Raw genomic sequence first — 14,868 nt, 5'->3', positions numbered from 1 at the left:
ATGGCGGCATCCGCACCCGAACCACAGGACGCCTCGCGGGCGCCAACACCGGGCTCGGTCGCGGAGCGGGTGCCGTTTTGTCCGCAAAAAACGGATCGCCCTAGGCATGTGTTGGAGTTTCTTCGACAGGCGATGGAGGCGGGTCAGGCCGCGGCCTTGGTGCTTTTGGTTGGGATTGAGGGCAGTGCCTCACGCAGCTTAGGCACGATCATGGCGGTGCGCGAAGACGGCGCGTATTGCGGCTACGTCTCGGGCGGGTGCGTTGAAGCCGCGGTTGCGACGGAGGCCTTGGCCGCGCTTCAGATTGGCAAGGACCGCCTGATACGCTTTGGCAAGGGATCGCCGTTTTTCGACATCGCTCTGCCCTGTGGTGGCGCACTTGAGCTTGTCGTGCATGTGCTGCGCGACGGGGCACCGATCCGTGATGTCTTAGCGCTCCTGGCGGACCGTCACTGCGCAACGCTGATCTATGACACAGACAGCGCACAGGTGATGGCCCAGCCGAGTCTGGCCCAAACCGGATGGCATGACGCAAAGTTTGTGACCCATTTCACCCCGCCCGTGCGGATCGTCGTCCTTGGTGAGAGCCTTGAGGCGGAGGTGCTGATCCGGGTGGCGCAGGCTGCGGATGTGGACATCGCAACAGCGGATCTGCGGCGCGGATTGGGCCAGATCGACGCCCACACCGCCATCGCGTTTCTGCATCATAGTGCCGAAAACGAGGAGCCGCTGCTGACGCAAGCACTGTTGAGTGAGGCGTTTTATGTTGGCTGTCTCGGCGGCAGACAGACACAACAGAAGCGGCGGTATGCCCTCACCGCTGCGGGGCTTGAGCACAGCACAATCGACCGGCTTCATGGCCCAATCGGCCTCTTTGGACCCGCCCGCGATGCATCCTCGCTTGCTGTGTCTGTTCTGGCCGAGATTTTGAGCAAACGGGTTTAGGACAGGACCACAAGGCCTAAATCGGTGAAAAAGCGCGGGGGATGACACATGCCCCCGCGCCCCTTCCATGATGCATGTCAGCGGGTCAGCAGGGCTTCGGCTTTTTGCACGATCAGATAGATGCCAACCGAAATCAGACTGAGGATCACAATGGCGGCCATCACCATATCCATGCGGAAAATCTGGCTGCCATAGACGATCAAATAGCCAAGACCGGCTTTGGACGCCTGAAACTCCCCCACAATCACCCCCACAAGACTCAGACCGACATTGGCTTTCAACGTCGCCATGAAGGTGTGAACATTGCCGGGCAAAATCACCTTGGTCAGGATTTGCACCTTCCCGGCCCCAAGAGTTTTGGCCAATTTGATCTTGTTGGGATCGCTCTGGTTAAATCCTGTGTAGAGCATCAGGATCGTGATGAACAACGCCACGGCAATGGCCACGGCATAGATCGACCCGGTCGGACCCAACCAGATGTAAAAGATCGGCACCAAGGCGATTTTGGGCAAGGCGTTGAGCACTACCAAGAAAGGGTCGAGCACCCGCTCCAACATTGGCGACAACCACAGGCAGATGGCAATCACCGTGCCCAAGACCATCGCGATGGCAAAGCTGATCACCACCTCCATCAGCGTGACGCCGACATGAAGCCCCAGTTTGCCCTGCGCAATCAGGTCCCAAAACCCATCCCAAACGGCACTTGGGTAACTGGTGAGCATAGGGTTCACCATGCCGTTGCGCGGCGCATATTCCCACAGCGCCAAAAAGCCCAAGAGCAAAAGGAGACGCCCGATGATCACTTTGCGGCGGGCGCGACCCTGACGTGCGGCCCAGTTTTGATAGGCGACGCTGGGTGTCGCGTTCGGGGTCGTGTCAGCCATCGGATTCCATCTCCGTCCAGATTGTGTGGAAATAGTCTTTGAACTCATCCGCATCGCGCACCGCCATGCAACCGGGACGCACCTCGCCCAAACTTGGAAAGGTGATCTCGTGAATGTTTTTGAGCCGCCCGGGGCGCGGGCTCAGAACAATCACCCGGTCGGCCATGGCAATGGCTTCGGGGATGTCATGCGTGACAAGGATCGCGGTTTTGCCCTCGCGCCGGATGATCTCGTCGATTTCTTCGGAAATTGACATGCGGGTCTGAAAATCCAGCGCCGAGAACGGTTCATCGAGCAAAAGGATATCCGGTTCCATACACATGGTCCGCCCCAACGCCGCGCGTTGACGCATCCCGCCCGACAATTGCGTCGGACGGTGATGTAAGAACTGCCCAAGGCCGTAATTCGTCAAAATCCGCTCGGCCCGCGCCCGTGCCGCGGGCATATCCATGCCACGAATTTCCGGCCCGAGCAGCGCGTTCTCCAAGATGGTGCGCCATTCAAACAAACTGTCGTGTTGCAGCATAAACCCCACCTGCGGCGAGGGACCTTTGACGGGTTTTCCGTCGATCAGCACCTGCCCCGAAGTCGTTTGCATCAACCCGCACAGCAGTGACAGCAACGTCGATTTACCACAGCCGGATTGCCCAACGATGGAGATGAATTCGCCCTTATTCACGGTGAAATTCATGTCACTCACGGCATGGGTTTCGCCCTTGGTCGAAAAGTAATGCAGCTCGACGTTGCGGAATTCAATTTTGGGCGGCACCGCGAGGTGCCGCCCTGTGGTTTCGCCGGTCATTATTGTACACTCTGCGCAAAGAAGCTGGGATCGACGACATTTTCAAAGGACACTTTTGTCTCAATTGCCAGAAGGCCATTGTGCATCAGCATGTCTTGAAGCGCATCAATGGCCTCAGGCGCAACCGCAGGCGTGGTTTTCCAAACGCCCGCCGTGCGGTGACGCAGCACGCTTTGGGCCAGCTCCTCCAAACCAACGCCGGGGAAATAGGGCTGCAAAACCTGTGCCACATCGGCCTCCGGGGCCTCGGCAATCCAGGCTTCGGCCTTGGCGATCGCTTTGACAAAGCCCGCAACCACCTCTGGATGCTCGGCGATATAGTCTTGGCGGGCGATGAAGACCGTATAGTCGATGTCGCCAACCGCTTGGCCGACATTGGTTTGGGCATAAAGACCGTTGGCCTCAAGCGTGGTCACATCCGGCTCAAAGAAAGTGCCATAATCGGCAACACCCGACATAAAGGCCCCCATCCGCGCCGGAATGGCGATGTTGGTGATGATTTCAACATCTTCGTCCGGGTTCAATCCGGCCTTTTCAAGCGCCGCACGCAAGAACATCGCCGGGGACGAACCTTCGCGCCAACCAAGGATTTTTTTGCCCTTCAAAGAGCCCCAATCAAAGTCGCCTGTCGCGGGGTCATGACCGACCAGAAAGGACCCATCCGTGGCCGTCAGCCCGGCAATGATGCGAATTTTCTCAGGCGACTTTCCGGTCTCAACATAAAGCGTGGTTTCCGGCCCGGCGAGCGCGATGTCCACGGATTTTGACAGTAAAGCGGCCGTCACCTTGTCGCTGCCCTGACCGGCGATCAGATCAAAGGCAAGGCCCTCTTCTTCGAAATAGCCATTGCCGATTGCGACATAGAGCGGCGAATAGAACAGCGAATGAATGACCTCCATGAAAGAGATTTTGGTCACATCTTCGGCCGCAGCCGGTGCGGGCATAGTCGTCAGCGTTGCCGCCGTGAGACCAGCGATAAAGGAAAGTGTGCGTGCGAGTTTCATAGTACCTCCTGTTGACGAGAGTGTTGTATTTTTTACCGAGAGTGTTGTGATCTGGACCTATCGGCTTGCATTATAGTATACAATATACCGAAGTGAGGTCACTAAAATACCCCGACAAGAGCATATAATTTACGCACAAACCCAAGATGGAGATTACAATATGAGCAAAGTGCACCCGTTTGAGATGCCAGAATGGGCCGTTGAGCGCATCCTGGCGCGCCAAGGTCGTTCGCATGTCCACGATTCCCTCCCCGCCCATCAGACCGCTCTGGTCGTGGTCGACATGCAAAACTACTTTCTCGATCCCCAAAGTGGTGCCAGCGTGCCCAATGCACGCGCCATTGTCGACAACATCAATCGGCTGGCCGAGAGCCTGCGCCAAGCGGGCGGGACAGTGGTCTGGATCAGGACACTTTACACCGAACAGGCGCGGGCCGAGATCCCACATTTTCATCACACATTGCTGACGCCTGCGCGGTTTGAAACCCGCTGTGCCGCTTTGGACCGCGACGCCGAAGGCTCGCAAATTTGGCCCGATCTTGACGTGCGCGAAGAGGATATGATCGTCGAAAAGACCCGCTATAGTGGGGTGATCCAAGGTGCCGGCGATTTGGAACATAGGCTGCGTGCGGCGGGTATTGAGGCGATTTTGGTGGGGGGAACCATGACCAATGCCTGTTGTGATTCCACCGCGCGGGACGCAATGATGCTCAACTTTCGGACCACGATGGTGCATGATGCCTGTGCATCCTTGCGCGATGACGAACACGCCTTTGCCTTGATCAATTTCGCGCTGTTCTTTGGTGATGTGACCGATACGACGACGCTCATTGAGCGCTATAGCTGAACGAAAGAGAGGGGCATTTTGACCACAACAGCTTGCACAAATGGTCCAATATGAAACTGGCGCTGTTTCAATCCGCGCCAGCCGACCATTCATTTGAGCGGACAGAGGCGCTTTTACATGAGGCTGCGAGCCAAGGTGCCGACGTGCTTGTGCTGCCCGAATTGTTTTTTCCCGGATACAATCGGCCTGACCTGCACCAAACCGAGGCGCAACCGATCGCGAGTGTTTGGATGGATGATCTGCGTGCGCGGGTGGCGGGCGCAGGATGTGCCTTGGTGTTTGGCTGGGCCGAACGGTCCGGGTCAACGGTCTATAACGCGGCAAGCTGTATCGGCGCAGATGGCACGATTTTGTCGCATTACCGCAAAGTTCAGCTTTTCGGCGACATGGAGCGCGCGAGTTTTACCGCGAGCGACCACCTGTCCCCGACCTTCCAACTTGCCGGACGCCGCTGTGGAATATTGATCTGTTATGACATTGAGTTCCCGGGCCACGCCGCGACACTGGCGCGCGGGGGGGCCGAGGTCATTTTTGTCCCCACCGCCAATCCCGCAGGCTATGAGCATGTTCAGGATGTGCTGGTCCCGGCCCGTGCCCATGAAAGTCGCGGCTTTGTCGCCTATGCCAATTATTGCGGCGTCGAAAACGGGATACAATTTGGCGGCGGATCGGTGATCGCCGGACCCGATGGGCGTGCGCTGGCCCGGGCGGGCATGGATGAGACGCTTTTGATCGTGGATCTGCCGAAACTCACGGATTATCCGACCGAAGCCCTCTCGATGCAGACAACAGAGTATCGCCCTGTTCCAATAAAATAAGGCGCTTCCTCGGGCAAGGGGACCCCGAAAAAGCGCCTTAAAGAGACCGTCAAGGGATACGGCCTATTCCGCCGCTGCCGGATGAGAATGGCGTTTGTTGTAGCGCACCGAGGACACCAGTGAGAGCAGGATAAACCCCGCGCCGATCAGCCCGGTGATCACCTCGGGAATATGCACAAGGCTTTGCACGAACATCACGCATGACAGCACCAACACCGAATAAAACGCCCCATGTTCGAGATAGCGAAACTCGGTCAGCGTCTCCTTTTCCACCAACATGATCGTCATCGAGCGCACATACATCGCGCCGATGCCCAAACCGATGGCGATGAGAAACAGGTTTTGTGTCAGGGCAAAGGCCCCAATTACCCCGTCGAAGCTAAAGGAGGCATCCAGCACTTCGAGATACATGAACGCGCCAAGCCCGCCTGCCGCCCTCATCGGGCCGCGATCGAGAACATGCCCGAGCGTTTCGACGGCAATAAAAGCCACCAATCCCGTCACGGCAGCGATCAAGAACTGACCGCGCAGAGCCTCGTCCAGCAGCCCGGAAATCAGCAGCACGATCAGCAACACCAAACCAATCGCCAAACCGCGCACAGAGGCCCATGTCCGCAAAAGATTTTCCAGCGGGCGCAACCAATCGACCTCTTTGTCAGGGTCGATAAAATAGCTCAGCGCCACCATCATCAAAAACGTCCCGCCAAAGGCCGAGATCGACAGATGCGCCGCCCCAATCAGGCGCGCATATTCGGAAGGCTCGGTGGCAGCCAGCCGAATGGCCTCAATCGGACCAATTTTGGCGGCGATAGAGACAACAGCCAGCGGAAAGATGATCCGCATGCCAAACACCGCGATCAGGATGCCCCAAGTCAGAAAGCGTTGCCGCCAGACATCGCTCATGTCTTTGAGTTTATTGGCATTCACGATGGCATTGTCGAAGCTCAACGAAATTTCCAGAACTGAGAGGATGACCCCAATCGTGGCAAAGGCGATCATGCCGGAAATCCGCCCGGTATAGGCCCAACCGAGCCAGACACAGAGCCCAAGCCCGATCACGGTGACGGCAAAGCTCCAACGAAAATATTTGAACATGGACGAGGACATGGTGCCTCGGCCCCCCTGTGCTTACGAGCGCGCAAAGGCGGCTCTGGTTACAGATTATGAGCGAAGTGAAAGCTATCCACATAGATGTGGTTGACGCTCGCCCCGACTTCAAGAAACCGCCCACGCGCCGCGGCGATCATCGCCGGCGAGCCGCAGAGATAGAGCGCATGCTCTGACAGGTCGGGCAGATCTTCGATCACTGCATCCTGGACATAGCCTCGCCGGCCCGACCAGCCCTCTGCGGCACGCGACAGGACCGGGACAAAGGTGAAATCCTCCAAGCCAGCGCCCAAGGTGGCGATCTCATCGGCAAGGTAAAGTTCGCTTTGCTCGCGCATCCCCCAATAGAGCGCGACAGGCGGACAGTCCGGGTCGGCCCTGAGCGCCGCAAGCATGGCACGCAAAGGCGCGATGCCCGTGCCCGTCGCAACCAAAACGAGGGGGCGAAAATCATCAGGACGCAGGCGGAACAGCCCATGCGGCCCATGCAGCGCCACGGTCTCCCCGCATTTAAGCGCCGGAATGATGCCAGCGGTGAACATTCCGCCGGGGATGGTGCGGATGTGCAATTCAATCACGGCCTCATCTGGTGCTGAGGCAATCGAAAACGACCGTGTCGCGCCACTCTGCGTGACCACATCAACATATTGACCCGGAAGAAACGCGGGCATGCCGCCAACAGGCGACAGCCGCAGCCGGGTGATATTACCGCAGACCTGATCGACAGACACAACCTGAGCCGTGATGTCGGTCGGCTCAGGGCGATCTGTTGGCATCAAAGGCGCTTCGATCACAAGGTTGGTTTGCGCCCGCGCCTGACAGGCCAGCGCAAAACCACAGCCACGCTCTTGATCACTCAACCCGATGGGATCTTCCGCATAGGCGATAGCGCCCTCCAAAATCCGCACACGACAAGAGCCGCAAAACCCGGTCTTGCACTCATGCGCCAACTCAATCCCGGCATTCAAAGCCGCCGCGAGCACGGATTCATGTGGCTGAACCGGAAAGATTTTGCCGGTTTCGGCCAAGGTCACATGCAGAGCCTCGCTCTCTGATCTGCCCTCTTCCATTTTGTGAACTGCGCGAATGATGGTCATGTTGGCCTCACTTTTTGATGTCGGCGGCGACAAGCACCTCGTGTCCTTGCGGGCTCAAAAGGTCTGACAAGGCTTGCAGCGCCGCAACGCCTGCGGCTGTGTCCTGTTCGCCATTGCCGCCCGACAGGCCAACGCCACCAACGACCTCGCCATCGACGACAATCGGAAAGCCGCCGACGAAAACCGCGAACTTGCCCTCAAAGGACAATTGAATACCAAACGCCTCATTGCCCGGCAGCGCCGGACCGTTGGGCGCTTTGTTGAACAGATGGGTCGAACGTTTGTGCGTGGCTGCTGTAAAGGCCTTATTCCAACTGATTTGCGGCCCTGTGACACGCGCGCCATCCATACGTTCGATCAGGATCGGGAATCCTCCGTCATCCGCGATGCAAATTGTTTCGAGCACCCCAATTTCTTTGGATTTTTCAACAGCGGCCGCGATCATCACGCGCGCTTCTTCGGACTGAAGTCTGAGAACAGTTTTCAATGGATCATCTCTTGAGTTGTGCGATTGTAACTTTTATTTTGTATACTGTTTCTCATAAAAATGGCACTACGCAACCCATTTTTTCATAAAAACCTCAAATAAACCCCTAAAATGTGCCGTTTGCCTTATTTTTAGTATACAAAAAGTCACCTCAAAGCCTCAAAACCGGGGGCACCCCGATCACTAGCGGCGGCAATAACCCGTATAAAACGCGCGATTCTCACCGCCAGAACCAAGCAATCTCCGCGACCCCGATAATGATGCCTCGCGACTTGGCAAGTTGCTCCCCTCTCTGGTATACAAATTTAGCGCCTGCGGGCGGATTTTACGGAATGCGCGGCGGCCAACACAGGCCGCGCGCCACATAAGACAGCAGGACAAAAGATGACAGTGGCCTTAGGAGACGCGCACACACCATTGACGAAAATGGTCAAGGATGCGCTGCGCCAGCGCATTTTAAACGCCGAATTTGAAACCGGCGCCCGCCTTGTAGAAGGACGTATTTCTGAGGAAATGGGCGTGTCGCGCATGCCCGTGCGCGAAGCCTTGCGCGAGTTGGCCGCCGAAGGCTTGGTCAAAATCATTCCACGGCGCGGGGCGACTGTTTCGATGCCTGCGCCCGATCAAAAAATGGAATTGATCGAAGTGCGCGCAACCCTTGAATCGCTGAACGCCAAACTTGCAGCCAAACGCAAAGACCCCGAACGGATCGCAGAATTACAACGCGTTCTTGCGGCGGGCGAAAACGCCATCGAAGAGGGTGATTTCAGCCAGATCAGCGCCCATAACGACGCGTTTCACACAGCACTCGGGCAGATCTCTGGCAACGCCACCCTTCAGGACCTGATCCGCACCCTGCGCGACCAGACCGGCATGTTGTTCAAACAAGATGACCCGGTGAAAGTGTCAAAGAGCTGGAAAGAACATGCCGACATTCTCCGCGCGGTGATCGCCGGGGACGGAGAGCTCGCCGCACTTTTGGCGGCGCGCCATGTGTACAATTCGGTCGATGCCCCAGAGGCGTCAGACGAGGCCTGACCCTCCTCTGTCCCACATCAAAAGGCCGCCCGCAGCAAAAGACCGATGGCGCTGAGGGCGGACAGCCCCAAAAGCACATGACGGATCGCGCCTTTTGGCACATGCCGTGCAAGGCGTGTTGAGACGGTGAAACCCAAAAGCAGCGCAGGCAGCAACAACAGGCCCAGCAGCAGTTGATGCAGACCAAAGCGACCTACCGACGCCAGCAACACCAACGAGGTCGTTGCCCCAAAGAAAAAGGTAAAATTGAGCGTCGCACGCAAGGTTGCAGGAGCGGCGTTTTGCATGACGATCGCATAGGGCGGCGCGCCCGAAGAGGTGATCGTCCCCATAATGCCCGACGTGATCCCTGCCGCCCCAGTGTGCGCCAATTGGCAACGATCCGCAGACCGCTATAGCTCAGAGCCACGCCCAATAAGATCAGCACCGCGAAGAGAATGTAAAAGCTCGTCGCACTCAGCATCGCCATCACCGCCACGGCGATGAAGTTGCCAATCACCCGGCCCGTGATCATCATGCCCGCAGATTTGTAATCAATCGCGGAGCGTTCGCGCAGAACCACCATGACCGAGAGGCATCCCCCCAATACCAGCAGGGGTCCGGGGGCCATTTCCGGGAAAAACAGCGCCGACAGCGGTGCCGAGAACATGGCAAACCCCAAGCCCCCCACCCCTTGAAGAATGGCGGCGACAAAGACCATCGCCACCATGCCGAAGAAATGCGGGGTCAATAGATTTCCGCCGATCAGGTCGTGGATAAACTCCATTCAGCCCCCCAAATAGACGCTTTTGATCCGGCTGTAGAAGTCCATCACATTGGCTCCGCCTTGCTCTTTCGCGCTTTGGTTGGAGGAATGTTTGAACCCACCGAAAGGCGCGTTGAGCGCCACGCCAGTGGTCGGGCTGTTGACCTTGACCACACCGTGCTGGGTTTTCTGCGCAATCTTCAAAATCGACGCCATGTCATTGGACACAAGGGAAATGGCCAGTCCGTATTCGGTATCATCGGCGATTTCGATTGCCTCATCGACACTATCGACAGCCCGCACAGCCACAACCGGCGCGAAAATTTCGTCACGCAACAAGCGGCTGTCCGCAGGGACATCGGCGACCACGGTTGGCCGGATAAAGAAGCCATTGGCCAGATCGGACGAGGCCTCAGGCAAACCGCCGGTGGTGATCCGCCCGCCTTCCTGCTTGGCGATGCCAAGATAGGCTTTGACCTTATCAAGCTGCGCACTGGTGGCCAGCGGCCCCATATTTACGCCCTCGCGCGTGCCTGCACCGATGGTGATCCCAGCGGCGGCGGCCGAAAGTTTCTCGACCAGCGCGTCATAATGGGTGCGCGCCACCAACACCCGGCTCGTGCCCGTACAGGCCTGCCCCGTCAGACCAAAAGCACCGCGTCGAATGATGTCTACCGCGCGATCCAGATCGGCATCCTCCAACACCACAGTGGCGTTTTTGCCGCCCATTTCCAACTGACACCGTGTGTCGGTGGTTAGAGCTGAGGCGATTTGCATCCCCACCCCATAGGAGCCAGTAAAGGTCAGCGCGTCGATCCCCGGCGTCGAGGTGATGGCCTGGCCCACGGTGGCACCGCGACCATGGATAAGCGCGATGAGCCCTTTCGGCAGACCCGCGTCGAGCAGCACCTCAACAAGGCGCTGCCCCATCAAAGGGGTCATTTCGGACGGTTTAAAGATCACACCATTGCCCGCCGCAAGCGCGGGCGCAATTTTGCGCGCCGCCATAGAAAGCGGGAAATTCCAAGGCGTGATCACAGCGACAACTCCCACAGGTTGGCGCAGCGTCAAGGCGATTTGGCCCTCAGGCATCGGGAAACTTTCGCCCTTCAGACGCAACGCCTCCCCCGCATAAAAGCGAAAATTGGCGGCGATCCGGCTGGTTTCATTGCGCGCCTCGGTGAGGGTCTTGCCCTCCTCGCGGGTCAGTTCCGCGGCGATGGCATCAATGCGCGTTGAAATAATATCGGCGGCTTTATACAGCACATCCGCTCGCGCCTCCGGGCCCTTGGCGGCCCATGCCGGCCACGCGGCAGAGACGGTTTCAACAGCTGCGGCCACATCCGCCATGCCACCATTCGGAAACAGGCCGATGAGGTCGGTTTGATCGGCGGGATTGCGGTTTTCAAACGTCTCGCCGGAAAGGGCCGGAACCCAGTCCCCGCCAATGAAATTGAGATAAGACATGTTTGCCCCTTTTGTCGCGCGGCCCATTCAGCCGCGCTCTTGCGTTTCTTTTGAAGGAGGTTCGCCCCAAGACACTTTTACATCGCCCTGCACGAAGGTCTGGCAGGCCATGCGAAACCCATTGGCCACATCCTCGTCAGTCAGATGTTTGCGTTCTTTGGCTTTCACGTCGTCGGTGTGCTCCAACCCTTCGACCACTTTGCATCGGCAAGTGCCGCAAAATCCGCCACCACATTTGAACGGAATACCGCCCTTTTCGCGCAACGAGGCGCGCAAAAGATTGCTGCCCGCAGCGACCGAGATGGTTTTATTATCGTTGGGAATAAAGGTGATGTTGATCTTATCCATGGCCTGTCTTTGTGCGTTTTATGATTTGGTCAGGCGACCGGGGAACAACGATTTGGCGGGCCTCACACGGCGCGCAGCTCGATGTCCATGCTGCCGAAATGGGTCAAAACATTCAGTTCCGCCCGCGCGTCTTCGATCGTGTCAAAGGACTCGAACATTTTGCACGGCACCTTGTTGACGATATGCGGCGGTTCGTCTTCGACGATGGTGATGCGGTCGGCGTCGACGATTTCGGCAATGGTGAAATTCGCGCGCTTGCGCCCGTAGAAAATGTAGTCATAGGATTCGATGGACACGACGCCATCGCCCATGATTGTGTGGAATTCATCGGGTTTGGTGGTCAGAATGACATACATGAGACAGCCCTCGGCAAGGATGATGGGAGCGCCGCCCCTTGGGGCGATGCTAAGACTTAGAGGTCTTGTGCGAGTTCGATATCTTCGGTGACCCAGAGCTGACACGCGAGGCGGTAGCCCTCGTCCAATCGTTCGCCTAGTTGGCGTTTCTCTTTCCAATTTGGCGGCTCCAAATGCTCCGCCCCTGCCAGAATGCGACAGGTACAGGTCGAGCATTTGCCCATGCCACATTTATAGGCCAGATTGGGAAACGGAAACTTACGGATCCCGGCGCTGACCACGAGGTTGGTTTTGGGCGCAACGTCGCCCTCAAACACCTCGCCGCCTTTGTGCAAGATAACTTTTGGCATGAGATTTTCCGGCTGGGAAAGGTGGGCCGAAACCCACCTCTCAAGGGTCAGATCAGGCAGCAAGGCCCAGGTCGGAGAGCGGGATTTCTGAACCCACATACTCGTTATAGAGTGCTGTGGTGTAGAGCAGACGCATCTGCGCCCCAATCTCACAGATCTTCAGACATTTCTGCTGAAGCTCGTAGGTGCGGGCATGTTCCAGAACGATCTGATAGCCGCGCTCGCCATGGATTTCGTCAGAGACGATGTGCAGGTCAAAGAACTCGACCTCTTCATCGGTGAACCCGTATTTGTCACGCAATGTCGGAGTTTGCTTGCGGTAGATCGACGGCACTTGGCTTTCGAGACCCACAACAAGGCCCGCGATGGCAACAATCGGATCTTCACGCATCGCCACAGTGTAGCACCACGCCTGAAGCGCACGGGTGGTGGCGGTCATGTTGTCCGGGTTGAGAATGCGCGCGCGATCTGTGCCGCAGGCTTCGCCAAAACGGATCAAAAGATCGGTGTGACGGTCCGCCGCCAACTCTTCCTCATACATGTTCTGAAGCATGAAATCTTTGGCTTCTTCGAACTCTGCGGGCAGACGCGCGTAGACATATGCGAGGTATTCGGCGAAGGGGCCGACATAGTGATAATGGTTTTCACACCAGCGCGCGAGATGCGCGCGCGACAGTTTTCCGCTCGCCCAAGCAAGGCTAAACGGGGATGCGTTGGCGGTGTTGCCCTTGATGGCTGTTTCGAGGGCTGTGCGTAGTTCATCGGGATTCAGGACTTGGCCCATTTCCGTCTCTCCGTGTTGGTTTTTGTCTGTGCGGGACCCGAACGACACCAGCGGACTGCAAGAGTCTTTGGGCTCCTACAGTCACCATACTGTATACCAAATTTAAGGTCTACAGCTTATTTCTCGGCTGCTCAAAAAGTTAAAATTGAATTATCATTATGTTTTTAATGTATTTTTTAATTTTATGCAAAAATAACGATCACAGTTAGAAATACAAATTACATACTTTTTTGGATTTCTATGCCAAACTGACCGAAAGAGAATCTCCGACACAAGGACGTCACCGCACCATGACCAATGCCCCCACCCCGACCGCCCTCAAAAGCACCACCGAAGCCGTCGCCACCGGGCATCCGCGGGCCGCCGCAGCCGCCATGGAGATGCTCGCACGCGGCGGCACCGCCGTGGATGCCGCGATTGCGGCGGATGCGGTGCTTGGTGTCGTGGAACCGATGGCAACCGGGCTTGGCGGTGACAGCCTTGCCATGCTGCTGCCGCCCAATGAGGCACCGCTGACGTATAATGGCACCGGGCGCGCACCTATGGCGCTGACCCCTGCTCATGTCGCCGGTTTCCCGGATCAAAAAATTCCAGAACGCCATCCTTATTCGGTCACCACGCCCGGTCTGGCGCGCGGCTGGGCCGATTTGCACGCCCGTTTTGGCCGCCTGCCCTTTGCCGACCTGCTCGCGCCCGCGATTGAACTTGCACGCGATGGCTTTGACGTCGCACCGATTTGCGCCCGTGAATGGGCGATTTTTGCCAATGTCATCCAAAACGACCCCGCATCGAACCTGATATATCGTGGCGCGAACATCCCAAAGGCTGGGGACCGTTTTGCCAATCCTGCACTGGCGGATCTTTTAGACGCCATCGCCGCCCACGGCCCGGATGCGTTTTATAAAGGTGAGGTCGCGGAGGCGATCGAACGGGCCGCAAAAGCACGCTGCGCGCTTTTGACCGTCGAAGACCTTGCGGCGCATGAGGGCTTTTTTGATGTTCCGGTGCGGCGCATGTTCAAAGGCATCGAGGTGCTCGAATGCCCGCCCAACACCCATGGTATCGGCGTGCTCAAGGCGCTTGAAACACTCGACGCTCTGGACCTGCCGATGGACGACCCGACGAGCATGATCGAGGTGGTCAAAGCCACCCGCGACGGCATGAAATATGCCCGCAACACCGTCGCCGACCCGTCCGGCAACACCGTGTGCACCGCGATTGTCGATCGTGAGGGCTTTGCCGTCACTCTGATGAGCAGCGTGTTCAAACGGTTTGGATCGGGCATTGGCGTGCCGGAATTGGGCATCTGCCTGCAAAACCGCGGCCATGGATTTTCCGCGCCGGGGCATATCAATGGTGTGGCGGGTGGCAAGCGGCCCTACCATACCGTCATCCCGGCGGCGGCGCTTAAAGAGGGTGTGTTTCACGCGGTCTTTGGCGTGGTCGGTGGGTTGATGCAACCGCAGGGCCATATTCAGATGATGCTGCGCGTGGCGGCATGGGGGCAAGATGTGCAAGTGGCGATCAATGCGCCGCGCTGGCGACTTGAAAGCGACACGCGCATCGCGCTTGAGCCGGGCAGTGATCCGGCCTTTGCCGCAGCGCTCAAAATGGCCGGATTTGAGGATGCGACCGGCGCGGGTGAATTGGGCGGGCGCAGTGACTTTGGCGGGGCGCAATGCGTGATGCGCGCGCCCGATGGCGGGCTGATCGCCGGGTCGGACCCGCGCAAAGACGGCACGGCATTGGGGCGCTAAACCATAAGAAACCAAACCATAGAAAACCAACA

General features: G+C 57.6%; 17 protein-coding genes and 1 pseudogene. 5 read left to right on the top strand and 13 right to left on the bottom strand.

What is annotated here, in order from left to right; all coding sequences use genetic code 11:
• The gene (locus DA792_RS20020) at window positions 1-945 is read left to right on the top strand and encodes an XdhC family protein (protein ID WP_107722347.1); all 945 of its coding nucleotides are present in this window, start codon (window positions 1-3) and stop codon (window positions 943-945) included.
• Between the two features lie 77 nt (window positions 946-1,022).
• Here DA792_RS20020 and DA792_RS20015 read toward each other — a convergent pair whose 3' ends face one another.
• The 3 genes from DA792_RS20015 to DA792_RS20005 are packed head-to-tail and all read right to left on the bottom strand — an operon-like array spanning window position 1,023 to window position 3,635.
• Window positions 1,023-1,829, bottom strand: coding sequence for an ABC transporter permease (locus DA792_RS20015; protein WP_107722346.1), 807 nt, complete (start codon window positions 1,827-1,829; stop codon window positions 1,023-1,025).
• Window positions 1,822-2,631, bottom strand: coding sequence for an ABC transporter ATP-binding protein (locus DA792_RS20010; RefSeq protein ID WP_107722345.1), 810 nt, complete (start codon window positions 2,629-2,631; stop codon window positions 1,822-1,824). The genes DA792_RS20015 and DA792_RS20010 overlap by 8 nt, the downstream gene beginning before the upstream one ends.
• Window positions 2,631-3,635: an ABC transporter substrate-binding protein gene (locus tag DA792_RS20005; protein WP_107722344.1), complete on the bottom strand. Its 1,005-nt coding sequence runs from the start codon at window positions 3,633-3,635 to the stop codon at window positions 2,631-2,633. The genes DA792_RS20010 and DA792_RS20005 overlap by 1 nt, the downstream gene beginning before the upstream one ends.
• Window positions 3,636-3,795: 160 nt before the next feature.
• On the opposite strand from DA792_RS20005, the gene DA792_RS20000 reads away from it, so the two are divergent.
• A complete protein-coding gene (locus tag DA792_RS20000) occupies window positions 3,796-4,482 on the top strand; it encodes a cysteine hydrolase family protein (protein ID WP_107722343.1) in 687 nt (228 codons plus the stop codon).
• Window positions 4,483-4,532: 50 nt separating this feature from the next.
• Window positions 4,533-5,300 carry a carbon-nitrogen hydrolase family protein gene (locus DA792_RS19995; protein WP_107722342.1) on the top strand — a complete coding sequence of 256 codons (768 nt, stop codon included), beginning with the start codon at window positions 4,533-4,535 and terminating at the stop codon, window positions 5,298-5,300.
• Between the two features lie 63 nt (window positions 5,301-5,363).
• Here DA792_RS19995 and DA792_RS19990 read toward each other — a convergent pair whose 3' ends face one another.
• The 3 genes from DA792_RS19990 to DA792_RS19980 are packed head-to-tail and all read right to left on the bottom strand — an operon-like array spanning window position 5,364 to window position 7,991.
• Window positions 5,364-6,395, bottom strand: a complete 1,032-nt coding sequence (locus tag DA792_RS19990; protein WP_254679329.1) for a DUF475 domain-containing protein — start codon at window positions 6,393-6,395, stop codon at window positions 5,364-5,366.
• 59 nt (window positions 6,396-6,454) lie between these two features.
• Window positions 6,455-7,504, bottom strand: a complete 1,050-nt coding sequence (locus tag DA792_RS19985) for a 2Fe-2S iron-sulfur cluster-binding protein (RefSeq protein WP_199908099.1) — start codon at window positions 7,502-7,504, stop codon at window positions 6,455-6,457.
• Window positions 7,505-7,511: 7 nt separating this feature from the next.
• Entirely contained in the window at window positions 7,512-7,991 is a 480-nt protein-coding gene (locus DA792_RS19980; protein ID WP_107722340.1) for a GlcG/HbpS family heme-binding protein, read from the bottom strand.
• Between the two features lie 384 nt (window positions 7,992-8,375).
• Between DA792_RS19980 and DA792_RS19975 the strand changes: the two genes are divergently transcribed.
• The gene (locus DA792_RS19975; protein ID WP_107722339.1) at window positions 8,376-9,029 is read left to right on the top strand and encodes a GntR family transcriptional regulator; all 654 of its coding nucleotides are present in this window, start codon (window positions 8,376-8,378) and stop codon (window positions 9,027-9,029) included.
• Between the two features lie 17 nt (window positions 9,030-9,046).
• Here the strand turns inward: DA792_RS19975 and DA792_RS22485 are convergent, their stop codons facing one another.
• The 7 genes and pseudogenes from DA792_RS22485 to DA792_RS19945 form a co-directional block, all read right to left on the bottom strand.
• Complete coding sequence (locus tag DA792_RS22485) at window positions 9,047-9,361, bottom strand: TSUP family transporter (protein WP_254679328.1); 315 nt, start codon at window positions 9,359-9,361, stop codon at window positions 9,047-9,049.
• A gap of 107 nt (window positions 9,362-9,468) precedes the next feature.
• A pseudogene (locus DA792_RS22910) lies at window positions 9,469-9,678 on the bottom strand (sulfite exporter TauE/SafE family protein); the annotation flags it as partial.
• A gap of 117 nt (window positions 9,679-9,795) precedes the next feature.
• Window positions 9,796-11,241, bottom strand: a complete 1,446-nt coding sequence (locus DA792_RS19965; protein ID WP_254679327.1) for an aldehyde dehydrogenase family protein — start codon at window positions 11,239-11,241, stop codon at window positions 9,796-9,798.
• 27 nt (window positions 11,242-11,268) lie between these two features.
• Window positions 11,269-11,589, bottom strand: coding sequence for a 2Fe-2S iron-sulfur cluster-binding protein (locus DA792_RS19960; protein WP_107722337.1), 321 nt, complete (start codon window positions 11,587-11,589; stop codon window positions 11,269-11,271).
• A gap of 62 nt (window positions 11,590-11,651) precedes the next feature.
• Window positions 11,652-11,945, bottom strand: coding sequence for a ferredoxin (locus tag DA792_RS19955; protein ID WP_107722336.1), 294 nt, complete (start codon window positions 11,943-11,945; stop codon window positions 11,652-11,654).
• 56 nt (window positions 11,946-12,001) lie between these two features.
• Window positions 12,002-12,295 carry a 2Fe-2S iron-sulfur cluster-binding protein gene (locus tag DA792_RS19950; RefSeq protein ID WP_107722335.1) on the bottom strand — a complete coding sequence of 98 codons (294 nt, stop codon included), beginning with the start codon at window positions 12,293-12,295 and terminating at the stop codon, window positions 12,002-12,004.
• 52 nt (window positions 12,296-12,347) lie between these two features.
• The gene (locus DA792_RS19945) at window positions 12,348-13,079 is read right to left on the bottom strand and encodes a TenA family transcriptional regulator (RefSeq protein WP_107722334.1); all 732 of its coding nucleotides are present in this window, start codon (window positions 13,077-13,079) and stop codon (window positions 12,348-12,350) included.
• A 290-nt stretch (window positions 13,080-13,369) separates the two neighbouring features.
• Between DA792_RS19945 and DA792_RS19940 the strand changes: the two genes are divergently transcribed.
• Complete coding sequence (locus tag DA792_RS19940; protein WP_107722333.1) at window positions 13,370-14,836, top strand: gamma-glutamyltransferase family protein; 1,467 nt, start codon at window positions 13,370-13,372, stop codon at window positions 14,834-14,836.
• Window positions 14,837-14,868 lie beyond the last annotated feature (32 nt).

This window comes from Celeribacter baekdonensis (assembly GCF_003047105.1).
GTDB lineage: Bacteria > Pseudomonadota > Alphaproteobacteria > Rhodobacterales > Rhodobacteraceae > Celeribacter > Celeribacter baekdonensis_B.
This window is presented reverse-complemented; position numbering and strand designations above follow the sequence as displayed.